Consider the following 24566-nt stretch of genomic DNA (forward strand, 5'->3'; position numbering starts at 1 on the left):
ATGGGGGGGGGGATGTCGAGTTGGAATTGACCAGTTCAGCGCGCGCCGTCGAACTGCGTGTCAAAGATCGTGGGCCGGGCGTTCCCGCCGACTTGCGGGAGCGCATCTTTGAGCCGTTCTATCGTTTGCCTGGACATGCCGAACATGCGGGGGGGGTAGGCTTGGGGCTGAGCCTTGTGCGACAAATTGCCTTGCGCCACGGCGGCTATGTTCGGTGCGAGGACCGTGTGGGAGGCGGCAGTTGTTTTGTGATTCACCTTCCGATATAGCGTGCATCCTCGATCACGACAGGTAGTCTGGGCCTGACAAATATCATTTTTCTGTCACTCATAATCTTTATATTAATAGTGAGATTACGAGGGTGGAAACATGGTTCCAGTCGATGCCGGCAGGCATGCCCTCGAGGCGTGCGCCTTTTGTCGCACCAATCTGCTGGGGCGTGCAGACGCGTTCGGTGACGGGGATCGGATTTCACCATGCTGCACGCGAGAATGCAGCCACGGCGACCTCATTTACCGCCAGGGCCAGCCAGGAACCAACCTGTACTCGGTGTGCCGAGGCCTGGTCAAGCTGGATCAGCGTTTGCCTGATGGTGGGGTCCGTACGGTTCGCCTTTTGAGGCCGGGTTGTGTTTTCGGGTTGGAGGTGATGGCTGATTCACCATGTCATCATTCCGCGCGCAGCGTTGGTCGTTCCAAAGTTTGCCTGATCCCCGTCAGAACGATCAGGGAACTCGCGGAACATGCGCCCAGCATGCATGGCGAGTTGATGAACGAGTGGTGCCGTGCCTTGGACGAGGCCGATTTCGTCATTTCCCAACTCTCGACGGGGGCCGCCCGCCAGCGGGTGATGTCATTGCTGGAGCATTTGTGCAATGCGGGCGATGCAGGTTCAATGTGCCAGGCACCTCCTCGAGACGACATGGCATCGTTGCTGGGATTGACGCCCGAGACGATCAGTCGAACAATCGCCTCCCTCAAGAGAGAAGGTACGCTTCGTGAGGGCGGTGGGGTTTTCACGATTGATCGTGACCAATAGACTGGCGGTGATGCTGGTTGGGGTCGTGGCTCGATTGACGGATAAAAGAAATTGAGGCTCAAAATATGAGCCTCAATAAGCTTGGCTGTGTTCGCGCAAGCTGGTGTAGAACCACGCCGTGGTGTTAGTTGTTGCGGCGGCGGCGGCGATTAATCGTTCCGACAACAGCCAGTCCCGCAAGCATCATGGCGTAACTGGAGGGCTCAGGGACGGCCTGCGAGAACGTTTCCTCGATGTGCGTGACCTGACCGTAGTTGCCCTCACCATTCAAAGCAGCTACTCGGATGTCCGTCTGTACGAATACCGATGTCAGCTTGTAGCCAGCTCCGCCGACCACGTCCGAAGTGGCCGAAAGGTTGACTGCAGAGCCGCCCAGGTCATACACGCTCAGCAAGGTGGGCGGAATGGTGGGGATGGGGGTATGCGCAAGCGGACTCAGCAGGCTCTCGGTGACTTCAGCCGATGAGTGGCCGATGGCCTTTGGTGCACCGTCCAAATGGAAGTCGGTGATGTAACCGCCCAGCGACGTGACGAGATAAGAGATCTGAGCTGTTGCCGAGTTGCTCGGATGAGCATGCCATTCGCCCAAGAACTCCAGGCCGTAGTTGCCCGCGATGGTCGTGCCGTTGACATCAATCAGCGCTGCTTGTGCCAAATAAGCCGCTGTGGTGTTGTCCCACGGTGTACCGATGGCCACCGCATGATTGTCAAAACCTGTGGCGGTGTAGTTGAAGTTGCTGAATACCTTATCGCCTACGGTCAAGGAGCCTCCTGAACTGATCAGGTCAGCCAAGGATGTGGCTTGAACCTGACCCGTCATCAAGAGAGTGGTGCCGAGCACGATGGCTAAAGCTTTGACAGTGCGCTTGCTGGTCATGTTGGACATGGAATCCTCCGGTTTGAAAAGAGTCGTGAACTCCCTTCAGAACACCGAAATGCCCAGGGAGCACTTCCACGGTATCCAGTCGCAGATAGCGGGTCAACATCGTGAGAAATGTCACGACTGCACGCACGCTGTACGATTCTGATAATTGTCAGGGCTGCGTGTTGAATGCGCGCACGAATGTTTGTTTTCGCATGACAAAAATCATTTTGAGACTGTCTTGAACCGCAGGGCGTGGGTTTGATTCCCCCTCGCATCGGGGGTGGTACCAGAGTAGAACAGTCTTCTATTTGCCTTTGTCGGCGGGTCTCAAAGACTGATCTTCACAAACACCCGCTCTGGGATGTGCTTGATGATCAGCATGATGTAACGCCAGAACCTCGGGGTGTAGACCACATTGCGCCCCTTATCGATGGCGCGGCTGATGTCACGCGCGACCTGGTCGGGCTTGGCCCACAGTGCCCCTTTTTTGAAGCTGGCCGTCATGGGTGTGTCGACAAAGCCGGGCTTGATGGTGATGACATGCACGCCACGCTTGACCAATCTCTGGCGCAAGCCCGAGGCAAACGCTGAGACCAAAGCCTTGGCGCTACCGTAGACATAGTTGCTTTGCCGGCCGCGGTCACCGGCCACCGATGAGATCACGGCGATGGCGCCATGTCCCTGTTGCGCCAACTGCTCTCCCGCCAAGGTCATCAAGGACACCACAGACGTGCCGTTGGTCTGGATTTCTTGCAAGGCGTAGCCCACGTCGTGCTGGGCTCGTTCTTGGTCGGACAGCGTGCCGTGTGCAATCAGCACCGTGTCCAGCCCACCCATGGCGGTCGTGGCATCGGCCAACAGGGCCGCATGCAACTCGAACGCATTGGCATCAAAGATCTTGGTGCCCACATGCGAGGCGCCGCGCGCTTTGAGGTCATCGGCCACCGATTGCAGCTGAGCGGCATTGCGTGCGGCGAGGAACAGCTTGTCGCCACGTTGTGCCCACAGGCGTGCACAGGCTTCGGCCATGGCCGAGGTGGCGCCGATGATCAGGATTTTTCTCATGCTTGCTCCATGACCCGGCGCCACAGCCCGGAGCTGAAGCGGGGGTCAACGTATGACGTGAATTCAGACCAGCGGGGGTAGCCCGCTTTGAACAGTTCAGGGCCCATGCGGCCGTCTTTGGCGGCGTACAGGCGCCCGCCTGCGGCCAGCACGATGCGATCCAGCGCGGCAAAGAGCTGGTGCAGACGAGGGCCGGTGTTCGGGAAGTCCAGCGCCAAGGTGGTGCCCGTCTGAGGGAAGGACAACATGCCGCGGGATGCGGGCTCGCCAAACTGCTTGAGCACGGCCAGGAAGGACCCCATGCCACTGGCGGCAATGGTTTGCAGCAGCTCACGGGTCGCTTGCAAGGCCCGCTCGGGCGGGATCACGCATTGGTACTGGTAAAAGCCGCGCGGGCCGTAGATGCGGTTCCACTCCAGCAGGGCGTCAAGCGGATAGAAGAAGGGGCGATAGTGCTGCACGCTGCGCACCATGTCCTGGCGCTGCTTGTTGAAATACAGCGTGTTGAAGCTCTTGAGCGACACGGTATTGATCAAGGACAGTGGCGGCGTCACCGGCACCTTGAGGCTGTGTTCGGCCACGCCGCTGGGCAGGTGCTTGGGCAAAAGCCGTGTGTCCATCGCTGCACTGGCGTGGTTCCCGCGGTTGAACAAGCCGCGTCCCAGGCGACGCCCGGTGAAGGCGCAGTCAATCCACGACACGGTGTATTCGTAGTCGCGCTCTGAGGCCGAGCTGAGCTCAAAAAACTCTTCCAGGCTGCGGAACTTGATCGATTCCGTGTCCAGATAGGGGTTGGCAATGCGCTTGAGCTGGATCTCGGCCCACGTGATCAGGCCGGTCAGCCCCAGGCCGCCAATCGTGGCCGCAAACCAGTCTGCATGTTGAGTGAGGGAGCACACGCGGCGCGAACCATCCGAGCGCAACAGCTCAAACTGAGTCACATGGTTGCCAAACGAGCCCGCCAAATGGTGGTTTTTGCCATGCACATCGTTGGCAATGGCGCCGCCCACGGTCACGAACTGCGTGCCGGGTGTCACAGGCAAGAACCAGCCTTGCGGAACGACCAGTCGCAAGATGGTCGACAGCTGCACGCCGCCTTCACAGCGCAGCAGGCCCGTGGCGGGGTCAAAGGCGACGAAGCGGTCCAGTTGGGCGCCCAGCAGCAAGGCACCGCCCGGGTTCAGGTTGCTGTCACCGTAACTGCGGCCATTGCCATAGGGTAGGACCGAGGTGTCGTCATCTGGCAAAGGCAGGGAGGCATGTCGACTGCTCAGACCCAAGGCCTGATGTGGTTCTTTCAGCACCCGGCCCCAAGCCGAAAACACCTGTGTTGCGCTCATGCCTGCCTCACACGGCCAGCCACAGCACCAAGGCCGCCAAGGCGCCCGTGGCCAGGCTGGTGCGGTCCTTCAGGGCGTAGACCAAGGGGTCATCGTGCATCTGGCCGCGATGGGTTTCCATCCAGATCCGGCTGATCCAGTACAGCATGATGGGCACCAGCCCCCAGGCAAACTTGGGGTGGTGGTACATCACCGTTACGTCGGGAGAGTTGAGGTACAGCCCCAGCACCAGGATGCTGATATAGCCCGATGCGGTGCCCAGGTTTTGCAAGATGCTGAGGTCTTCAACGTGGTAGCCGCGACCCTTGGCGCTGAGCTTGCCCTGTTCGCGCATGACATAAAGCTCGGCATAGCGCTTGACGATGGCCAGGCTCAGGAAGATGAAGATGGCGAAGATCAGCAGCCAGAACGACAGCGGAATGTGGGATGCGGCGGCACCCGCCACGATCCGGATGGTGTACAGGCCGGCCAGGGCCAGCACGTCCACCATCACCACCTTCTTGATGCCAAACGAATAGGCCAGTGTGGCGATGTAGTACACGGCCAGCACCCCTAGAAACTGCACAGGTAGCAGCAGACAAATGACCAGCGCCACCGCCAGCAATGCGGGCGTGGCCAACAAGCCAAACATCAGACTCAGGCTGCCTGCGGCGAACGGGCGGTTGCATTTGCTGTGGTGCTGGCGGTCGGCTTCAAGGTCCAGCATGTCGTTGAGCAGGTACACCGACGAGGCGCACAGGCTGAATGCCACAAAGGCCATCAGGCTGTCGGTGAGTGCGCCGGCATCGGTCAATTTGTGCGCAGCGGCCACGGGCACGAAGATCAGGGCATTTTTGGCCCATTGATGCACGCGCAAGGCTTTGGCGATGACGCGCAAGCCAACTTTGCGAGGCGGGATCACGCGCCCGACGGATGTGAGCTTGGCGGCGGCGGCTTCCAAAGAAGACGGACCGTTGACGACGATGGCCGTGCGAGCCTGTTGCCAGATGGGCAGATCCACCCGGTGGTTGCCGCAGTAATCAAACCCCTTGTCACCGAATCGTTTGACCAGTTCGGCCGCCTTGTTGCGGCCTGACAGATTGAGCTGTCCATTGCTGGCCAGGACCCCGTCGAAGATGCCAAGGTGATCTGCCACCGCTTGGGCCAGTCGGGCATCCGATGCCGTGCACAGCCACAGAGGGCGCCCGGCGGCTTTCTCTGCCTTCAGCCAGTCGAGCAGGGGCTGGGTGTAGGGCAGCGCAGCGCCATTCAGCTGGACGCGGCTGGCGATTTCAGCTTTGAGTCGGGCCTTGCCACCGAGCAGCCACAGGGGCACCAGAAAGAGATAAAGCGGGTTGCGCTTGATGAGCAGCAGAAACGATTCCAGCAGCAGGTCGCTGTGGATGAGGGTGCCGTCAAGGTCAACGCAAAGAGGAACGGGTTTACTCATGAATGACTTGTTTTCAAGCTTCGCCGCGCAGTGCCCAAACACACAGCCAGCCGATCAACACGGCCAGCCACAGGGTCAGCAGGCGACAGACCAAGGTCAGCAAAATGGCCTGAGGCATGGTGTAGCCGTGTGCAAACAACAGAGCGGCCATGACCGCCTCGGTGCTGCCCAACCCGCCTGGCAGGAAGGACAAAGCCCCCACGATGATTGCCACAGCATAAATGCCCATGGCGGCAGACACCGACAAGGGCTGAACCCCCACCACGTCGGCCACCAGTTTCAACCCCACGGCCTCGGCACCCCATGACACCATGCCCAGCAGCAAGCCTGCCACCAGCATGCCGGGCGTCAGAAATTGCCGGGCGCTGACAAACATGTGGGCCATGGCTTTGACCACCTGCCGGACCTTGCCGACCGGGATGGCCCCCATGGCCTGATCAATGCGGGCCCAAGGCATGATCGCCACGCTGGCCAGCAAGCTGCCCACGAGGGCGACCGCGACCCAGAGAAAAGACCGGTAGGCTTGGATATCCACCAACGCAGCAGAGGCCAGCAAAATCATGACCAGCAGATCCAGCAAGCGCTCGATGAAAAAGGCGCCACTGGTGGCCGCCACCGACAAGCCTTTGGGCTGGTAATAGCGTGCGCGGACCATTTCGCCCAGCTTGCCAGGTGACAACGTGAACGCGAACCCGGACATGAAGGTCAGGGCCACGAATCGCAAGCTGAAGGTGTGCCCCAGCTTGTTCAGGTACAGACGCCAGCGCCACACCCTCAGGGCGTAGTTGAAGAGGGACAGGGCGCCTGCCGCCAAGACGGCCATCCACCCAGTCTTCAGCGGTGTCAGGTCGATCTGCGCGATGTCGTGCCAGAACGCCTTGATGCACCATGCGGCAAACAACGCAAACACGCCATAGACCAACACGCGCCGCCATACAGGCACGGCGGCGGGGGGCGAGGCGGGCATCACTGCGGGAGAACTCATCCCGCGATTATCGTTGTGGGGGGCGTGCTTCGCGAGGTGATGAGTCAGAAAGTGTCGGCCTGATTCAGGCGGGGGGCTTGGGCATCCTTGTCGGCCAAGCGCAAAGAAAAGTCGCCCGTTGGCCACTGAATGCCAATGTCAGGGTCGTTCCACAGCAGACTGCGCTCGCAGTCTTTGGCATACACGTCGGTGGTTTTGTAGAGGAAGTGGGTGTCGTCCTGCAAAGCCAGGAAACCATGGGCAAAGCCAGGGGGAATCCAGAGTTGTCGCTGGTTGTCGGCACTCAGTTCGACCCCAACCCATTGACCAAAGGTGGCTGAACTGTTGCGGATGTCAACGGCCACATCGAACGCCGCCCCTTTGACCACGCGCACCAGTTTGCCTTGTGCATGCGGTGGCAACTGATAGTGCAGACCGCGCAAGACACCTGCGTGGCTGCACGAATGGTTGTCTTGCACAAACGACTTGGGCGCGGGCAATCCCAGGTGAGCCAGGCCGGCCTCAAACTTCGCCTGATTGAAGCTTTCCATGAACCAGCCGCGGTCGTCACTGAAAACGGCCGGCTCAATGATCACCACATCGGGTATCCGGGTCTGGATGAATTGCATTTAGATCAGAATGTTTTGTCGTTCAAGACCTTGAGCAGATACTGCCCATAGCCGTTCTTCAGCATGGGCTGAGCCAGCTTGGCTACTTGTTCGGCGCTGATCCACCCTGATCGGTAAGCGATCTCTTCCAGGCAGGCCACCTTCAGGCCTTGGCGCTTTTCCAGTGTGGCAATGAACTGGCTGGCCTCCAGCAGGCTGTCGTGGGTGCCGGTGTCGAGCCAGGCATAGCCCCGTCCCATGATTTCTACATCCAGCAAACCATTGGCCAGGTACGTGGCATTGACGTCGGTGATTTCCAGCTCACCGCGCGCGCTGGGCTGGAGGCTGGCCGCGATGTCGCACACGCGGTTGTCGTAGAAGTACAAGCCGGTGACCGCGTAATTGCTCTTAGGCTTGATGGGCTTTTCTTCAATGCTCAAAGCGTGCTGGCTGGCATCAAAGTCCACAACCCCGTACCGTTCCGGGTCGGTCACGTGATACGCAAACACGCTGGCACCATCTTGTCGATTGGCAGCGTGTGTGAGCAGTTTCTGAAAGTCGTGACCATAGAAAATGTTGTCGCCCAACACCAGGGCGCTGGGGGCGTTGCCCACAAATTCTTTACCGAGGATGAACGCCTGCGCCAAGCCATCCGGGCTGGGTTGTACGCAATAGCTGATGTTCAAGCCCCATTGGCTGCCGTCGCCCAGCAATGAGGCAAAGCGCGGCGTGTCTTGCGGTGTGCTGATGAGCAAGATGTCGCGAATGCCGGCCAGCATCAATGTGCTCAACGGGTAGTACACCATGGGCTTGTCATAGACCGGCAGCAACTGTTTGCTGATGGCCAGCGTGGCTGGGTGCAAGCGTGTGCCAGCACCGCCAGCGAGAAGGATGCCTTTACGGGTCATTTGACTGGGTTCCCATGTAACTCGGCGAGCATGCGTTCGACGCCTTGCTGCCATGGGGGCAAGACGAGTTCAAATGCGTCGCAGATCTTGGCTGTTTCCAGCCTGGAATTCAACGGTCGACGTGCGGGCGTCTGGTAGGCGGATGTGGGGACGGCGCGGATGGCGTCAGTGGCCACACGCACTGGCCAGCCGTGCGCGCGCGCCCATTCGATCACCAGACAGGCATAGTCGTGCCAGGTGGTGTGCCCGCTGGCGACCAGGTGATAAAGCCCTGACAAGGCCTTATCTCGGCTCGTGGCGCGGATGGCGTGTGCCGTGACATCAGCCAGCAGGTCCGCCCCCGTGGGCGCACCGACCTGGTCGTGGATGACTTGCAACTGGTCTCGCTCAGCAGCCAGGCGCAGCATGGTCTTGGCAAAGTTTTGCCCCCGAGTGCCGTACACCCAACTGGTGCGAAAGATCAGATGCCGGCACCCGCTGGCTTGAATCGCCTGTTCGGCTTCCAGCTTGGTTTGCCCATACACATTGAGGGGAGCAGTGGAAGACTGCTCATCACGCGGCGCCTCGCCTGAGCCGTCAAACACGTAGTCGGTGCTGTAGTGGACGAACAAGGCGCCGCTGCGAGCAACTTCTTGCGCCAGCAGGGCCGGGGTCGACGCATTCACCAGGCGAGCGCGATCCTCATCGGTCTCGGCCTTGTCGACGGCGGTGTAGGCGGCCGCATTGACGATGACGTCGGGTTGCACGGCACGCACCAGCGCGGCCACGTCTTGCGGGTGGGCAAAGTCGGCGCGCAGGTCCGGGCACTGAACGGGGCCCGGCGTGTCATGGCTGAGTGCGGTCACGATGCCCAGCGGCGTCAAGGCACGCTGCAACGCCCATCCAACCTGACCATTGCAGCCCAGCAGCAAGATGTTCATGTGCGCTCCGCATAGTTCTGATCCAGCCAGTCGCGGTAGGCCCCGGAACGCACGGTGTCGATCCAGGCCGTGTTGTCGAGGAACCATCGGACCGTTTTGTCGATACCGGACTCAAACGATTCGGCGGGCTGCCAGCCAATCTCGCGTTGGATCTTGCTGGGGTCGATGGCATACCGGCGGTCATGCCCCGGTCGGTCCTTGACGTAGGTGATCAGGCTCTCGTACGGCGTACCGTCTGCACGAGGACGCAATGTGTCCAACTTGCGGCAAATGGTGGTCACCACGTCGATGTTGCGGATCTCGTTGATGCCACCCACGTTGTAGGTCTCGCCCAAACGCCCTTTTTCCAGCACCTGGCAAATGGCTTCGCAGTGGTCGCGCACATAGAGCCAGTCGCGGATGTTCAGGCCGTCGCCATACACCGGCAGCGGTTTGTCCTCCAGCGCATTGAGAATCATCAGCGGAATCAGCTTCTCTGGGAAGTGATAGGGCCCGTAGTTGTTGCTGCAATTGGTGGTCAGTACCGGCAGACCGTAAGTGTGAAAGTACGCGCGCACCAAGTGATCACTGCCCGCCTTGCTGGCCGAGTACGGACTGTTGGGGGCATAGGGCGTGGTTTCACTGAAAGGTGGATCGGAGTCTTCAAGAGAGCCAAACACCTCGTCCGTCGAGATGTGATGAAAGCGGAAAGCGGCTTTCTCGCCCTCAGGCAACTCAGACCAATAGGTTCGGGCTTCTTCCAGCAGGCTGAATGTGCCCACCATATTGGTGTGGATGAACTCGCCTGGCCCCAGGATGGAACGGTCCACATGGCTCTCCGCCGCGAAGTGGATAACAGCTCGGGGGCGATGCGTTGTCAGCACATCGCGCACCGCATCGCGGTCAGCAATATCGGCCTGAATGAGTGTGGCTCGCCCTGTGTTCAGATGTTCTGAAATCGTGTACGGATTGCCTGCATAGGTCAACTTGTCCAGGACCACGATCGGCTCCGGCACTGCGCCCTGAGAGGATGCCCGCTCAAACCAATGGTGAACAAAGTTTCCGCCGATGAAACCGGCGCCGCCTGTGATCAGAAGCATCGTGCTGCCTGTGGGTGCAACTGTCGTTGATCGACCGATTATCTGCCTCAAGCCCCCCCTCCATAGGTGGGAGAACGTCGGCATTTCATGCGCAAATGCAAACCTTTATTGCATCATTCATCTCATTCAGCAGCAGTAACGCGCACGCGACGAGAGCAAAAAATGGCAAAAGCAATGATCTTGGCAGCCGGTCAGGGGACCCGGGTGCGCCCTCTGACCAAACAAACGCCCAAGCCCATGATTCCGATCTTGGGCAAGCCGGTGCTGGAATACATCATCGAACACCTGGCGCGTTACGGCGTCACCGAAATCATGATCAACGTGGCGTACAACCACTGGAAGATCGAGAACTACTTTGGTGATGGTCGTCGGTGGGGCGTGCAGATCGGTTACGCCTATGAAGGTGTGCGTGAGCACGGCGAAATCGTGCCGCGTCCCTTGGGTTCTGCGGGTGGGATGCGCCGCATTCAAGACTTCAGCGGGTTCTTTGACGATACGACCCTGGTCCTTTGCGGCGATGCCATCATCGATCTGGACATCCAGGCAGCCCTGTTTGAGCACAAGAACAAAGGTGCCATCGCCAGTGTGGTGACGCTCGAAGTCCCTGAAGATCAAGTCAAGAACTACGGCATCGTGGTGGCAGACAAAAACGGCAAGATCACTTCGTTCCAAGAGAAGCCCTCTCCTGAAGACGCGCTCTCTCGCCTGGCCAGTACGGGCATCTATATTTTTGAACCCAGCGCTCTCGACTTGGTGCCCCAAGGCAAAGAGTTCGACATCGGTAGCGAGCTCTTTCCGCTGCTGGTTGAGAAGGATTTGCCCTTCTATGCCCAGAATCGTTTCTTCAACTGGATCGACATCGGCCGTGTGAGCGATTACTGGTCGGTTTGCCAGCGCGTCTTGCGCGGCGAAGTCGCCCAAATGCACATGCCCGGCAAGGAAGTGCGTCCTGGCGTTTGGGTGGGGCTCAACACCCGCATCGACTGGGACAATGTGTCAATCGAGGGGCCTGTCTACATCGGCTCGGGTGTTTGTGTCGAGCCTGGCGTAACGATCGTCGGCCCCAGCTGGATCGGGCACGGCAGCCTGCTGCGCAAGAACAGCCAGGTCGTGCGAAGCGTTCTCTTTGAATACACCCGGCTGGGCGAAAACACGGTGTTTGACGAAGTGGTCGCCTCACCGGTCTACGTGGTCAATCGCCATGGGCAAACCATCTACCAGGGTGACGAGAGCACTTATCTGCGCTGGGGCGATGCCCGCGCCTGATATGCGCGCAACGCCCTGAGGTCGCCGACAATATGGGCATGAGCAAATATCTCGTGACCGGCGCGGCCGGCTTCATTGGTATGCACGTCGCCCAGCACCTGCTGGGCCGTGGGGATGAGGTTGTCGGCATTGACAACCTCAACGATTATTACGATCCCCAACTCAAGCGTGACCGCCTGGCCCATCTGGCTCAGCAACCCGGCGCCGAGCAATTCTTGTTCGAGGCAGTCGACGTGGCGGACTTGCCTTCGCTGGAGGCGATTTTCAAGGCGCACCGGTTTGATGGCGTGGTGCACCTGGCCGCACAGGCTGGCGTGCGTTATTCGCTCACCAACCCTCATGCCTATGCCCAGTCCAACCTGGTCGGATTCGTGAACATCCTCGAAGTGTGCCGGCATCACCAGGTCGGCCATCTGGTCTACGCTAGCAGCTCCAGTGTTTACGGCGGCAATGTCAGCATGCCGTTTGCCGAAACCGATCCGGTCAATCACCCCGTCAGCCTCTATGCGGCCACCAAGAAGGCCAATGAGTTGATGGCGCACACCTACAGCCACCTGTACGGCTTGCCAACCACGGGCCTGCGCTTCTTCACGGTCTATGGCCCTTGGGGGCGGCCGGACATGGCGCCCATGCTGTTCACCAAAGCCATCCTGGCGGGGGAGCCCATCAAGGTCTTCAACCATGGCCAGATGAAACGTGACTTCACCTACATCGACGACATCGTGCGCGGGGTGGTGGCCACGCTCGACCGCATTCCCCAGCCTGCGCCAGACTTCGACCGTGAACACCCCTCGTCGGCCGCGTCCTGGGCTCCATATCGCGTGTTCAACATCGGTCGCAGCGAGCCTGTGCCGTTGATGGACTTCATCGGGACTCTTGAGCGTGCCTTGGGCGTTGATGCCATCAAGGACTTTCAGCCCATGGCACCCGGCGATGTCGCCGCCACCTACGCCGACGTGAGTGCCCTGGCGGACTGGACTGGGCAGTCACCTGAAGTAGGCCTGGAAGTCGGTATCCAGCGATTCGCTGACTGGTACCGCAGCTACTACGGACGGTGACACAATCCATCCCTGAACCGAATTCGATCTCTCGCAAGTTCAATATGAAAATCTCTGTTGTCGGCACCGGCTACGTCGGTCTTGTCACTGGGGCCTGTCTGGCCGAAATGGGTAACGATGTCCTGTGTCTGGACGTCGATCCTCGCAAGATCGAGATCTTGGAAAATGGCGGTATTCCCATCCACGAGCCCGGTCTGGACGCCGTCGTGGCGCGCAATGTCAAAGCAGGGCGCCTGCATTTCACGACGGACATTGCCCGTGCGGTGGCGCACGGCACCATCCAGTTCATCGCGGTGGGCACGCCCCCGGATGAAGACGGTTCAGCCGACCTGCAATACGTTCTGGCCGCCGCGCGCAACATTGGCCGCCTGATGACCGACTTCAAGGTCATCGTTGACAAGTCCACCGTGCCCGTGGGGACGGCTGACAAGGTGCGTGCCGCCGTGGCCGACGAGCTCGCCAAGCGCGGCTCTGATGCCAAGTTCGCTGTGGTGTCCAACCCCGAATTTCTGAAGGAAGGCGCTGCGGTGGACGACTTCATGCGTCCCGACCGCATCGTGGTGGGCGCAGACGACGAGCAAGCCATCTTGCTCATGCGCGCCCTGTACGCCCCCTTCCAGCGCAACCACGACCGTCTGGTCGTCATGGATGTGCGCAGCGCCGAACTCACCAAGTACGCCGCCAACGCCATGCTGGCCACCCGCATCAGCTTCATGAACGAGCTGGCGCTGTTGGCTGAAAAAATGGGCGCTGACATCGAGCAAGTGCGTGTGGGCATTGGCTCTGACCCTCGCATCGGCACCCACTTCCTGTACGCAGGTTGTGGTTACGGCGGCAGTTGCTTCCCCAAAGACGTCAAGGCTTTGATCAAGACTGCTTCCGACGAAGGGCAAGACCTGTTCGTGTTGAAGGCCGTTGAAGCCGCCAACGACCGTCAAAAGTACGTGCTGGTCGACAAGGTCGTCAAGCAATTCGGTGAAGACCTCACCGGCAAGCACTTCGCTCTGTGGGGCTTGGCCTTCAAACCCAACACCGATGACATGCGCGAAGCCACCAGCCGTGTGGTATTGGCTGAACTGTTCAAGCGTGGCGCCACTGTTACCGCCTATGACCCCGTTGCCATGGAAGAAGCCCAGCGCATCTTTGGTGACGAGCCTCGTTTGACCTACGCCGAGAACCCCATGGGGGCTCTGCAAGGCGCCGATGCCCTGCTCATCGTCACCGAGTGGAAGGAATTCCGCAGCCCTGACTTCGAGCGCATCAAGGCGGAACTCAAGACGCCTGTGATTTTTGACGGTCGCAACCTCTACGACCCCGCTTTGGTCGCCCGCATGGGCTTGGGCTATTCGGCCATTGGTCGAAACACTGGCCATTGATCTACGGCTCGGATCGAGCCCCCTGCATGCAGGTAAATGCGCGGGGGCTCACAGAGCGTGCTGGCATCTGAAAGTAAACTGCCCCGAAACCCCGGGTGTTCACGGGCAGAAAAAATCAGGCGACCATGGCAGATCGCTCACAGCAAACTGTCTTCATCAACGGACGGTTCTTAACGCAGGGTGTTACGGGGGTTCAGCGCTACGCACGCGAAACCTTGGCGTGCATGGACGAGCAAGTTGCTCGATCCTCGCATTCATGGGTACTGTTGGCGCCTCCGGGTACACCTGATCCCGGCCTGAAACACATCGTGTTTCAGCAGGTCGGCACGCGCAGCGGCCACGCGTGGGAACAGTGGGATCTCTACCGCCATGCGCGGCAGGGGTTGCTGTTCAGCTTTGGTTTTACCGGCCCGATCTTGCATTCCCGTCAGATCATCACCATCCACGATGGTGCTGTTTTGCGTATCCCTCAGGCCTACACCGCCAAGTTCAGAATTTGGTACAGCCTGCTGGTTAGCCGACTGGCACGCAAAGCATTGCGCGTTGTCGCCGTCTCGCAATTCAGTCAGTCCGAAGCCATCGCGTGTTTTGGTGCTCGTGCTGACCGCATCACGGTCAGCACCGAGGGGTGGCAGCACCTTGAGCGCATCCAATCTGACGATCGCATCCTGGATGCGCATCAGTTGCGGGGGCGTCCATTTTTGCTGGCGGTTAGCAGTGCCTCGCCCAACAAAAATTTTGCCGCCATCATGGCAGCGCTCTCACTGCTTGGTGATGCGGCGCCGACGTGTGTGATCGCCGGCGCGAACAACAGCACCATTTTTCAGCAGACAGACGTTAAGTCCGAGCATCTGATTCGCCCGGGATATGTGTCTGATGGTGAATTGAAAGCGCTGTATCAGCACGCGGCATGCTTCGTCTTTCCTTCCTTTTATGAAGGCTTTGGTATTCCGCCACTGGAGGCCATGTCTTGCGGGTGCCCGGTTCTGGCGTCAACCGCAGAGGCTGTGACCGAAGTCTGTGGCGATGCAGCCATCTACTTCGATCCGCATGATCCCGAAGAGTTGGCTGCCCGCATCAAAACATTCTTTGCGAATCCCGAGCTGCGTGATCGCTTGATCAACGCAGGTCTCCAGCGAGCGGCCCAGTATTCGTGGGCTGAAGCGGCCAGAATCAACATTGGCGTCATTGAAAACGCGCTCAAGGCGAGGTGATCACCGCATGGTTGTATTGGGGCGCAGAATCAATCTAGCTACGCTGGGGCCACTTGCCTTGGCGGCTTCACGCATATTGATCCAGGCGTGTGGCCTGCTGGTCTTGATCTATGCCGCGCGCACCCTGCGGCAGGATGAGATGGGCATGTTTGCGCTGATGTCGTCTGCGGTGTTACTTGCCACCAAAGTGTCTGAGGCGGGCTGGGCAGAGTTGGCTACCGCATCGTCTCCTGGGAAGTTGCCGGACGCCAACATCTTTTGGTGTGCTGTCGCTGCCAGCGGCACCATGACGCTGGCCTACATATTGATCGGCGTTGTCGGTGGCATCTTCTGGGAGATGCCATTTCATGGCTGGGCAATTTACTTTGCAATGATCTGTACGGTGATGCCTACAGCCATGGCGTCTACGCAGTATGGTGTTTTGATCCGCGATGGACGTTTGTCAACATTGGCTGGTATTCAAGCCGTGGCCGAGATTGCTGGGACCACGGTTTGCATTTATTCGCTCATGCATGGGCAAGGAAACCTGTCGCTCGCATATTCCAGAGTGACCGTTGCGGGTTTTACGGTAGGGGGCGCCTTCCTAGCCGTTCGTTGGATTCCGTCCCCCACCTTCTCTCGAGCTGATTGGGGTGACAACTATCGATATTCGATGGTTCTTGTGGCGGCGAGAGTCGTGTCCTTCGTGAACTCCTATGGCGCGGAATTCTTGATTGGCGCTTTCCTTGGGCTGCGTGAGGTTGGCATTTATCGCGTGGCCAGTCGTATCGCTGGCGCGGTGGCCGAAGTGTGTTTTGAGCCGCTGCGTGTCATAGGCTGGAATGCCATCGCCGCTGCATCCAACCTTGATCAGCGTCGTCGCAAAATCTCTATTGCACTCGAACTGCTGCTTGGCTTTGCTTTCTTCGTGTGCATGCCGATTTTTGTCGGACTGTATTTCGTGGCGTCTGACTTGGTGGACTTGGTGCTGGAGCGTGCAGATTGGCGTGAGGCCGCTCCCATCATTGCCGTGCTGGCGCTGTCCAAGCTGTGCGGGATTGTTTCGCTGTTCTCCGAAAGCTCGTTGTCTGTCATCGAGAAGGGCAAATTAATCCCCCGCATTGCCTTGCTGTCCATGTGTGTCACAACGGCTTTCACCGCGATGGGCGGCTACTTTTACGCGACCCCAGTTGCGATTGCGTGGTTCCAACTCGGCGCCGGGTTGTTCATGACCAGCTTCTTGGGGTGGTTGCTCTATGTGAATGTCGGCTGGAGCCCCGTGGTGGTACTCAAAGAGTTGCGCCACCCGCTGGCAGCCGTGGGCGTGATGTCTGCATCAATGTACGCAGTCACACGCTTGATGCAACCCGGAACGACGTTGATGCGATTGATCGCCGAAGTGTTGATCGCCGCGGTCACTTACCTGATTGCAAGTGGACGCGAGCCTTGGCGTCAACTGAGTGAGATCCTTGCGTTCCGAAAGCGTGTTGCGGAGTCCCCCGCATGAGTGTTTCTGGTTGTAATGCATGGACGTTAGGCATGCACCAAGACGTACGATGCTGCCCAAGGTCAGCTTTTCGGAAGCTGCTCGAGTTTTCGAATGTCATCCAATCAAACTGATCCACAGATTAGCGTTGTCATCCCAACGTTCAACCGCAAAGACAAAGTGCTGGCGGCGATCAAGTCTGTCTTGGATCAGACACTGCAACCCTTGGAAATCATCGTTGTGGACGATCTGTCCACCGATGGCACGGCTGAGATCGACTGGGGGGCGATCAGCCCACTCATTCGCTATGTGCCACTCACTGTGAAGGCCGGCGGTGGCGGAGCTCGGAACGAGGGCATCAAGCAGGCGCAGGGGCAATGGGTTGCTTTTCTCGATTCGGATGACCTTTGGCTACCCAACAAGCTGAAAGAGCAAGTTGAGTTTTTGAATGCTTCGCCAGAGAGTATCGACGTACTGTCCTCTAACGTCTATTGGCGTAATGGGCGCCATGCGGACGTCGTGTTCAATACCAAAGTCAGGCGTCCAAACGAACACATCAGTCACTATCTCATGGTGCGAGATGGGGCTTATCAGACATCGGGGCTATTGATCAGGCGAGATGTCCTGCTGCAGGTGCCTTTTGATCCAACGCTCAGAAAGCACCAGGACTGGGATTTGGTATTTCGGCTAGAGGCGGCAGGATTCAAGTTGGCGTACAGCGATATGCCTCTGGCAATCTATGTGGCCGAGGCAGACCCTTTGAGGATTTCAATCGGTGTGTCTGATGTTTCAGTTTCCGTTGACTGGATGAGGCGACGTTCCAGCGTGATTTCGCCAGAGAGTGCTGCTTACTACTTCAGTTATCGGCTTTTCTCTCGAGCCGTGCGTAGCAAGGGCGTCGCTGCCATCCCGATGTGGTGGTCTTTTGCCGTGAGATCACATCGATCATTTCTGTACGCCACTGCAGGTATCTGCGCCTCAATTACGGGGAAAATGAATCGGGTATTCCAATCTTCTTGAGCGCGTGCGAGTTTGCCGCAGTCAAAGGTTGGCCCAGTTTTTCCATTTCTGGGCTATCGGCTGTTCGAAGTATTTGAACGACATCGACGCCAACAAGACAGATGTAGCCCAAGTGATTGTGAAGGCTCCCAGCCTAATGCCGAGCGGCGCAGTCTTCAGTTCACTGCCAATTGCAGCGCTGATCCAGGCCAGTGGTAGCACATGGAACAAATAGCCCCCGTACGATACCTGCCCCACCCAAGTCAGAAAGCGATGTGACAGCCATTGGGTATAGCGGGCACCGGAGAGCGTCTCCAGCATGATCGCAGTCGACAGAATGCCCATGACGCTGTAAACCAAGGTCTCTCGGCCTTGACCGTACAGCGTGCCGGAGATGATGTTTTTCACCAAACCCAGACCGTGGTCACCTCGCAAGTGGTTCGCCACGACATAACTCAGCATGTACGCGCAGGTCAGTCCGAGGGCTGCGTACATGGCTTTGGTAGGTAGTTGACGGGTGGACCGCAAGTCGCTTTCGTATCGGGCCAGCAAGGCACCCATTAAAAACGCATCGGCTTGGCAGTGGGTTGCTGCATAGACCGCGAACGCGAGAAAGGCATCGTCACCCTGCGGGTGTGACCATTGGTTGAAACTGACCCAGCCGTATCGAATGGCCGGGGCCAGCAAGATCAGAAGCGTGGCCAGTTTCCAGCGCATGCGCTCTGGCACCCACAGAAACAGCAGCGGGAAAAAGATATAGAACTGCTGCTCTACGCTCAGCGTCCACAAATGGCCTACGCCAACCCAGGGCCTGGCATGTTCGTAGTCAAAGTAGATCATCTGCCAGTTGTAGGTGAAGCATATCAATCCATACAGGTCAACCAACGTTCGCCCGGAAGCTCCCCATGTCAACAGTGCGCAGATGATCAAGTAAAGAAAGTACGCGGGGAAGATACGTAAGACCCGCCGCTTCAAAAATGCGCTGTAGCGTTTCAGTGGCGTGGCATCGCTTGCGAGCTTTCTCTCTTCGCTCATGAAGCCGCGCGTGATGACGTAGCCAGAAATGACAAAAAACAGCCATACACCAGACCACCCCATGGGGAGAAGGCCGGAGTGCTGGGCGATAACCATCGTCATGGCCACGGCGCGGAGACCGTCGATGCTGTTGACACGCTGATTCAAATCTCACCCCTGAAAATCTCGACCTCAACTGAGGTTACCCTAGGCCTGTGTGTCCACTGTGGACAGTTCAATGATTTGAGCGCTGCGCCCCCCCATCCGAATGGACTCTTTGCCATGCTTGGTAGTGTCCCTAGGTAACGCCCTTACACTCGTTTGCAAAAACGTATGTCGGGTTGTTGGGGAAGAGACGTCATGAGGGCAGATTTCAAAATTGTTGTCGGCATCGCGACTGCTGGTCGTCGCGAGCAAATGCCGAGGACCTTGGCGCAACTGGCCATGCTCTCTCGTCAGCCTGATCGGGTCATCGTGTGTCCAGCAACACCGCAGGACTTTGATCAGAGCATCCTGCCGCCTCTACCGTTCGATGTAGAGGTGGTCTGCGGCCCCAAGGGGTTGACTCGGCAGCGCAATGTCATCCTTGATGCCTGCCGAGATGAAGACATCATTCTTTTCATTGACGACGATTTCTATCCAGCATCTGACTATCTCAGTCAAATAGACAAGCTGTTTGCTGCGCATGCTGATGTCGTTGTGGCGACCAACCAACCTGTGGCAGACGGGGCGACCGGGCCAGGCTACTCGCACGATCAAGCGTTGCAGATCCTTGCCGACTCGCACCCAGTTTCAGATGGTTTTTCGTCTGACACCTACGGAGGCTATGGCTGCAACATGTCGTTTCGTTTATCAGTAGTCCGGCAGCATGCACTCCGCTTTGATGAAAACCTCCCGCTCTATGGGTGGCTGGAAGACATCGATTTCAGCCGACGTGTCGCCCCCTATGGCCGCATCGTGAATTACTCCGGCTTGCGTGGGGTGCATTTAGCCACCAAAGCGGGTCGAACGTCCGGACTTAAGCTCGGCTACTCACAGATTGTCAATCCCTATTACATGATACGAAAGGGGAGCCTTTCTTTCTCCTATGGGTTCAAGCACATGTTCAAAAACATGGCAAAGAACCTGTTGCGCTCCCTGTGGCAGGAGCCTTGGGTTGATCGGCGCGGGCGCTTGAAGGGCAACCTGTTTGGGTTGATCGATATCGCGAAGGGGCGAGCGCATCCTCTTCAGGCTCAAAATCTGAGCTGAGGATGAGCATGACTGCGTTGCGAATTGGCATTGACGGCGAGGCCTTACTCAAGCCGATGTCTGGCGTGGGTAACTACGTTTTTGGCTTGTGCTGTGAGCTTGATAAGCTCTTGCCAGACGCTCAATTTTTTGTGTACGCTAGGCATCCGGCGGAGGTCTTGTGCTTGCCCTCCGCACGTTGGGTGGTGCGACACGAGGTGGTTCCGCTTTGGCGGCGTATTCCCTCCTTCTTGTGGCTGAAGACGCGCGGTTTGCGTCTGTGTCAACAAGATCGACTGAGTCACTTTTGGGCCGGTCGGACCTTGCATCCACATTTACCAGCACCTGTGAAAACGATCGTCACGGTGCACGATCTCAATCACCTGGTTGTGCCCGAGACCATGCAGCGCTCCACCCGCTGGTCGCATCAACTTTGGTTTGCAGCGGATGTGCGCAGTGCAGATGTTGTATTGACCAATTCACAGGGCACCGCGAGCCGTTTGGTGCGGGCGTTGGGTGTCAAGGCTCAGGCAGTCATCCATCCCGGCATTTCGGAGCATTACCGTCAGCTGGATCCGACACATCTGGTGCAAGCGAGAGAGGGCTTGGCTCAGCTTGGAATTCGGCAACCTTACGTGTTGTCCGTAGGCACGTTGGAGCCGCGCAAGAACGTGGCATTGGTGCTGGATGCGTTCATGAGTCTGAAATCTCAGGGGCAGTTACCTGCCCATCAATTGGTATTGGCTGGTGCTCGAGGTTGGCAGAACCAGGCATTGGCAACGCGCATTCAAGAAGCCAAGGGCGCTGGGGTATTGATGCCAGGCTATGTGCCCAATGAACTCATGCCAGCCCTGTATGGACTGGCAGATACCTTGGTGTGTGCGTCGAGTTATGAAGGGTTTGGCATGCCCGTATTGGAAGCGCGGGCCTGTGGCACCACCCCGGTGGTGACTGATGTGCCTGAGTTGCTGGAAGCAGCGGGTGGGCAAGGGCTGGTTGTACAAGATACCTCTGTACAGGCACTTGCCAAGGTGATGCAGCGTGCCTGCGTGAAGTCTAGTGAGGCACTGAGCTTTGACCATGCATCGGCTACATGGAGTGCTCGAGGGCGCAACTTGTTGCCTTGGTTTACGTCCTGATCCTGTTCACAGTCGAGGAATTCATGAGCGGCACAATTGAAGAGCGCTATCTGGCCGTCAAACAGCGCCCAACGGGTTTTGACTACATGCGTTTGCTGTTGTCAATCGCTGTGGTGGCGATTCATTCTGTCGCAGTGAGTCAAGGGCTTGCGGCTGAAAACGCGTATTGGAATTCACCCATGGGGTGGCTGCTCAGGCAGGTCTTACCCATGTTTTTTGCACTGAGTGGCTTTCTGGTCGCAGGGAGTCTGTATCGCGTCCCGAGCGTCCCGCGCTTTCTTGGCTTGCGGGCGATACGTATTTATCCAGCTTTGACCGTGGAGGTGGTATTGTCCGCCTTCGTGATTGGTCCTTTGCTTACCAGTTATGCATTGGGGGATTATTTCGCAGACCCTAGGTTTATGAGTTACTTGTGGAATATGCTGGGGCATATCCACTTCATTTTGCCCGGTGTGTTTGAGCAAAACGCCTATCCAGCATTGGTTAATCTCCAGCTCTGGACGGTGCCGTACGAACTATATTGCTATCTTGTCATTGCTGCGCTGGCTTATGCTGGAATCGCGCGGCGATGGCAATTGGCGGTGGTGGCGCCCATTGCTTTGACCATTGTTTATGCAGTCGGGCGAGCTGCCAGCAAGAATTGGGATTGGACCCCAGGCTACAACACCGTGCCCGGTTGGTTGTTGGTTGCATCATTTTTGTACGGGGTGACGCTCTATATCTTGAGAGGTCGCATTCCTTATAGTGGTCGAGTGTTTGTTGTTTGTGCGGTCGGTAGCATTGGAGCGGCCTGCTGGTTCGATTATGGCGTCTATGTGCTTCCATTTTTTGCAAGCTATTGCACGGTATATGTTGGTTTGTGGAATCCCCGCAAAACTGGTTTTCTTAAAGGTGCCGACTATTCATACGGCATCTTTCTGTATGGTTTTGTCGTGCAGCAAACTGTCGCGCAGGTCTTCGGGGCTGGTTATGCGGCGTGGTTTAACTTTTCGGTATCCATGCCGTTCATCGTGCTATTTGCGGCGTTGAGTTGGCATTTTGTTGAGAAGCCCGCACTGAATTTGAGAAAGTATATTTTGCCCAAGGCAACGCCTGCGCCAACAGACGTTGCGCAGGCGGCGGTGCATTCTGCATAGACCGCCAGTCGCAAGGATGCTGTTGCTCGGTTAAGCCAACCCCAGCCTGTCAGACCAGCCCAGTTTGTCGGTCATCCATTTGCATGCGAGCGGGCCGAAGATGCCAAGGCAGGTGATGACGCAGAAGATCAAAATAGGATCTTGCACGTGCATTTTTTGGGCCAGTGTGATGCGCGCCCCAGCCACAAACAGCACATGCATCATGTAGATAGCAAGAGATTGCTGTCCCAGTGAACTGAGCCAACGTTGGAGCTGCCCCTTGACAAACATGCACCACATCAAGGTTGCAACAGCCCCACAAAGCGACACATCGGTTGAGGAAAACGTCCATCGACTGATGTTGTTCTTTAGCATGTCACTAGCGCCCCAGCACCACAAGAAGCTAAGGGCCACAGCTAACATCCAGCGCTCAGATCGGTGCAGTGAGCGGGTTGTTTTAGGTTGATTAGATTGCTCTCCATACAGAACACCAAGAGCATAGTAGAAGCCAAAGTGGGTCGCACCCCAAAACGCTGCTGGTATCTGTAATTCCGCTGTAAGTGAGAATGCAGCCAAGCTGAGTCCCAGTAGTACTGCTGAGCCGTATCTCGGGAGAATAATCGCACTAACGATATTGAGGACCATCAGCGCATAGATGTACCAAAAATGTGCGCCTGGCTTCCAGAGGATTGAAAGGTAATCTTGCCACGTGACTTGATAAGGTGTGTTGGCGGTATTGCCCGCGAAATTGATTGCGACCATTGAAATGGCAAACCATATCACGTACGGCCTGGCTAGGCGGATTGTTGAATTTTTTGCGAATATCAAGGCGCCGCCGCTTACGCGTTTTGAAATAAAAAGGCCGGAGATGATGAAAAACATCGGCATATGCACCGTATAGATCAGGTGGTATGCTGTGGCCCAGAGGCTGACTTTGCCAGTTATGCCTGCATCAATCATTCCGCCAATGGCGTGACCAATGACCACGGCGATGATTCCTACGCCTTTTGCGACATCGACCCAATCGGTGCGTTGTTGGGCGAGGTGCGTTGGTGTCCTTTCATGTTTTTGGGTGGGGGTCATGTAGTTGATCCGCTATTTTCTGTCGGCTTTGGGTGGATTGTTGGCGTCGCTCGAAATGTTGCGCCAGCGGCGAAAATATAAAATGTAATACTCAGATCAAAAACTCGCGCTGAGATGTTTGCCCCGATCAAGGTCGTCAGGATTGCAAGCCGAGACGCCTTGATAACAATGTCCTCTGCTTCAGTGGAGGTGGATATTGGCGTGGTGAATGATTTCCATATGAAGGCACCAAAGGCCATAGCCCCAAACCAGCCGAGGTTTGACAGCAACACCATAGTGAAGTTGGAGCCCACGTTGGTGCCCAAGCCTGTGCCTAACCCAAGTGTGTCGATGAAGTTGCTCCACGCCTGACGATTCCACGTGCTGCGCTCGATACCGGACCCCGATTCCATCTTTTTGCCGACCACGAAGCCAAAGTAGTCACTCAAAATGGTCCATGTTTTTGGGTAGAACAAGAGCGCTGAAGCAAGAAGGATTAGCGCCAGGAGTGCCAGCCAGCCATAAAATGCGACACGACCCGCAGAGCCATAGCGTGCGACACGGTAGGTGAGGTACATCAACGACAACACGCCACACACAGCTAACCCGACATAGGCGGTTCCAGAGGTCGAAAGCAGCAGCAGAACCAGACTGCCGACACTTGTGCTACTGGACCAACGAGGAAGATAGCCCCTTAACCACAGATAGTGCGTGAAACCCAGCAGGGTTAGGCTGTATGCGGAATAGGCGGAGGTTTCCGGGAAGGCGCCACTGATGCGAACCAAACCAGCCAACTCGCCGGATTGCATGGCATAGGAGCCGTTACGTAAGACGGCTAGCACGTCTGGCAGGCCTGCCATTTGCAGCAGATTCAGGCAACCGAGCGCCACATTCAGGGTGCTAGCCCATAGCACCGATTTGGCAAATACCTCTGCAGCACCTTCTCGGCGCAGCAAGATGCACATTGCCACCATGGCCATCCAACTCATGACGAGATAGCCAGGCTGGGAGATATTGGATGAAGTAAATCGGATTGGTATGGCAAATGGCGCTGTCCCCCCTTCAAATCGATCGAAGGTGAAAATAAGCACATCGCTGTTTTGGAATAAGAATGGTAGTGTCGCAGCGCTTATCACGCCCCAGATCGCCAAAATCATTAGCCAATTGGCTGGACTGTTGAGCGGGAGTACGCTGGGTAATTCGCCGTTTTTGTAGTTTCGCCAAGCCTGCCAAAACACAAAAATCAATGAAAACACTGCAGGGTTGATCGTGGCGCCACCCAAACCAATCAGAAAGCCTGCTGCAGTACCGCCAAGCACTGTGCAGATTGTGATGAGTGCAATGGTGCCGTTCGCCGATAAAAATGGGGCGAACAAAAGAATCAGCACGCCATAGATGGATGGGATCATGTC

Annotated in this window: 23 protein-coding genes; 11 read left to right on the forward strand and 12 right to left on the reverse strand. The window is 57.4% G+C overall.

From position 1 onward, the window contains the following. Both ACOYNB_RS05315 and ACOYNB_RS05320 read left to right on the forward strand, forming a co-directional pair. A partial coding sequence (locus ACOYNB_RS05315; RefSeq protein WP_422838094.1) for a sensor histidine kinase occupies window positions 1–269 on the forward strand: 269 nt, incomplete at its 5' end. Between the two features lie 100 nt (window positions 270–369). Then, window positions 370–1038 (forward strand): Crp/Fnr family transcriptional regulator, encoded by a 669-nt coding sequence (locus ACOYNB_RS05320; protein WP_422838095.1) that lies wholly within the window; start codon window positions 370–372, stop codon window positions 1036–1038. Between the two features lie 124 nt (window positions 1039–1162). Here ACOYNB_RS05320 and ACOYNB_RS05325 read toward each other — a convergent pair whose 3' ends face one another. From ACOYNB_RS05325 to rfbB, 9 genes are all read right to left on the reverse strand, one after another. Beyond that, the gene (locus ACOYNB_RS05325; RefSeq protein WP_422838096.1) at window positions 1163–1924 is read right to left on the reverse strand and encodes a PEP-CTERM sorting domain-containing protein; all 762 of its coding nucleotides are present in this window, start codon (window positions 1922–1924) and stop codon (window positions 1163–1165) included. A gap of 306 nt (window positions 1925–2230) precedes the next feature. Beyond that, the gene (locus ACOYNB_RS05330) at window positions 2231–2968 is read right to left on the reverse strand and encodes an SDR family oxidoreductase (RefSeq protein WP_422838097.1); all 738 of its coding nucleotides are present in this window, start codon (window positions 2966–2968) and stop codon (window positions 2231–2233) included. After that, window positions 2965–4308 carry an FAD-binding oxidoreductase gene (locus ACOYNB_RS05335; protein WP_422838098.1) on the reverse strand — a complete coding sequence of 448 codons (1344 nt, stop codon included), beginning with the start codon at window positions 4306–4308 and terminating at the stop codon, window positions 2965–2967. Before ACOYNB_RS05335 ends, ACOYNB_RS05330 begins: the two co-directional genes overlap by 4 nt. A gap of 7 nt (window positions 4309–4315) precedes the next feature. Further along, window positions 4316–5737 carry a UbiA family prenyltransferase gene (locus tag ACOYNB_RS05340; RefSeq protein WP_422838099.1) on the reverse strand — a complete coding sequence of 474 codons (1422 nt, stop codon included), beginning with the start codon at window positions 5735–5737 and terminating at the stop codon, window positions 4316–4318. A 13-nt stretch (window positions 5738–5750) separates the two neighbouring features. Then, window positions 5751–6722 carry a lysylphosphatidylglycerol synthase transmembrane domain-containing protein gene (locus ACOYNB_RS05345; RefSeq protein ID WP_422838100.1) on the reverse strand — a complete coding sequence of 324 codons (972 nt, stop codon included), beginning with the start codon at window positions 6720–6722 and terminating at the stop codon, window positions 5751–5753. Window positions 6723–6766: 44 nt separating this feature from the next. After that, window positions 6767–7330 (reverse strand): dTDP-4-dehydrorhamnose 3,5-epimerase, encoded by a 564-nt coding sequence (gene rfbC / locus ACOYNB_RS05350; RefSeq protein ID WP_422838101.1) that lies wholly within the window; start codon window positions 7328–7330, stop codon window positions 6767–6769. A gap of 5 nt (window positions 7331–7335) precedes the next feature. Then, window positions 7336–8217, reverse strand: a complete 882-nt coding sequence (rfbA, locus tag ACOYNB_RS05355; RefSeq protein WP_422838102.1) for a glucose-1-phosphate thymidylyltransferase RfbA — start codon at window positions 8215–8217, stop codon at window positions 7336–7338. Beyond that, window positions 8214–9137 carry a dTDP-4-dehydrorhamnose reductase gene (gene rfbD / locus ACOYNB_RS05360; RefSeq protein ID WP_422838103.1) on the reverse strand — a complete coding sequence of 308 codons (924 nt, stop codon included), beginning with the start codon at window positions 9135–9137 and terminating at the stop codon, window positions 8214–8216. Before rfbD ends, rfbA begins: the two co-directional genes overlap by 4 nt. Then, window positions 9134–10216 (reverse strand): dTDP-glucose 4,6-dehydratase, encoded by a 1083-nt coding sequence (rfbB, locus tag ACOYNB_RS05365; RefSeq protein WP_422838104.1) that lies wholly within the window; start codon window positions 10214–10216, stop codon window positions 9134–9136. The genes rfbD and rfbB overlap by 4 nt, the downstream gene beginning before the upstream one ends. Before the next feature lie 174 nt (window positions 10217–10390). On the opposite strand from rfbB, the gene ACOYNB_RS05370 reads away from it, so the two are divergent. The 6 genes from ACOYNB_RS05370 (at window position 10391) to ACOYNB_RS05395 (ending at window position 17615) form a co-directional block, all read left to right on the forward strand. Then, window positions 10391–11482: a sugar phosphate nucleotidyltransferase gene (locus tag ACOYNB_RS05370; protein WP_422838250.1), complete on the forward strand. Its 1092-nt coding sequence runs from the start codon at window positions 10391–10393 to the stop codon at window positions 11480–11482. 38 nt (window positions 11483–11520) lie between these two features. Further along, complete coding sequence (locus tag ACOYNB_RS05375) at window positions 11521–12540, forward strand: NAD-dependent epimerase (protein ID WP_422838105.1); 1020 nt, start codon at window positions 11521–11523, stop codon at window positions 12538–12540. A gap of 44 nt (window positions 12541–12584) precedes the next feature. Further along, window positions 12585–13916 carry a UDP-glucose dehydrogenase family protein gene (locus tag ACOYNB_RS05380; protein ID WP_422838106.1) on the forward strand — a complete coding sequence of 444 codons (1332 nt, stop codon included), beginning with the start codon at window positions 12585–12587 and terminating at the stop codon, window positions 13914–13916. Window positions 13917–14041: 125 nt separating this feature from the next. Continuing rightward, on the forward strand, window positions 14042–15130 hold the full coding sequence (locus ACOYNB_RS05385) for a glycosyltransferase family 4 protein (protein WP_422838107.1): 1089 nt from the start codon (window positions 14042–14044) through the stop codon (window positions 15128–15130). Between the two features lie 7 nt (window positions 15131–15137). After that, the gene (locus tag ACOYNB_RS05390) at window positions 15138–16616 is read left to right on the forward strand and encodes an oligosaccharide flippase family protein (protein ID WP_422838108.1); all 1479 of its coding nucleotides are present in this window, start codon (window positions 15138–15140) and stop codon (window positions 16614–16616) included. A 93-nt stretch (window positions 16617–16709) separates the two neighbouring features. Further along, window positions 16710–17615, forward strand: coding sequence for a glycosyltransferase family 2 protein (locus ACOYNB_RS05395; protein WP_422838109.1), 906 nt, complete (start codon window positions 16710–16712; stop codon window positions 17613–17615). A 21-nt stretch (window positions 17616–17636) separates the two neighbouring features. On the opposite strand, the gene ACOYNB_RS05400 is transcribed toward ACOYNB_RS05395, so the two are convergent. Further along, window positions 17637–18776, reverse strand: a complete 1140-nt coding sequence (locus ACOYNB_RS05400; RefSeq protein ID WP_422838110.1) for an acyltransferase family protein — start codon at window positions 18774–18776, stop codon at window positions 17637–17639. Window positions 18777–18968: 192 nt separating this feature from the next. Between ACOYNB_RS05400 and ACOYNB_RS05405 the strand changes: the two genes are divergently transcribed. From ACOYNB_RS05405 to ACOYNB_RS05415, 3 genes are read left to right on the forward strand one after another with little or no spacing between them, the layout of a single operon-like run. Then, window positions 18969–19859, forward strand: a complete 891-nt coding sequence (locus tag ACOYNB_RS05405; RefSeq protein ID WP_422838111.1) for a glycosyltransferase family 2 protein — start codon at window positions 18969–18971, stop codon at window positions 19857–19859. Between the two features lie 8 nt (window positions 19860–19867). Continuing rightward, window positions 19868–20977 carry a glycosyltransferase family 4 protein gene (locus tag ACOYNB_RS05410; protein ID WP_422838112.1) on the forward strand — a complete coding sequence of 370 codons (1110 nt, stop codon included), beginning with the start codon at window positions 19868–19870 and terminating at the stop codon, window positions 20975–20977. A 23-nt stretch (window positions 20978–21000) separates the two neighbouring features. Then, window positions 21001–22113 carry an acyltransferase family protein gene (locus ACOYNB_RS05415; protein WP_422838113.1) on the forward strand — a complete coding sequence of 371 codons (1113 nt, stop codon included), beginning with the start codon at window positions 21001–21003 and terminating at the stop codon, window positions 22111–22113. Between the two features lie 30 nt (window positions 22114–22143). On the opposite strand, the gene ACOYNB_RS05420 is transcribed toward ACOYNB_RS05415, so the two are convergent. Further along, entirely contained in the window at window positions 22144–23175 is a 1032-nt protein-coding gene (locus tag ACOYNB_RS05420) for an acyltransferase family protein (protein ID WP_422838114.1), read from the reverse strand. Beyond that, window positions 23172–24563 carry a hypothetical protein gene (locus ACOYNB_RS05425; protein ID WP_422838115.1) on the reverse strand — a complete coding sequence of 464 codons (1392 nt, stop codon included), beginning with the start codon at window positions 24561–24563 and terminating at the stop codon, window positions 23172–23174. Before ACOYNB_RS05425 ends, ACOYNB_RS05420 begins: the two co-directional genes overlap by 4 nt. Window positions 24564–24566: the final 3 nt, after the last annotated feature.

The organism is Aquabacterium sp. (assembly GCF_049317225.1).
Taxonomy (GTDB): Bacteria; Pseudomonadota; Gammaproteobacteria; order Burkholderiales; family Burkholderiaceae_C; genus Aquabacterium.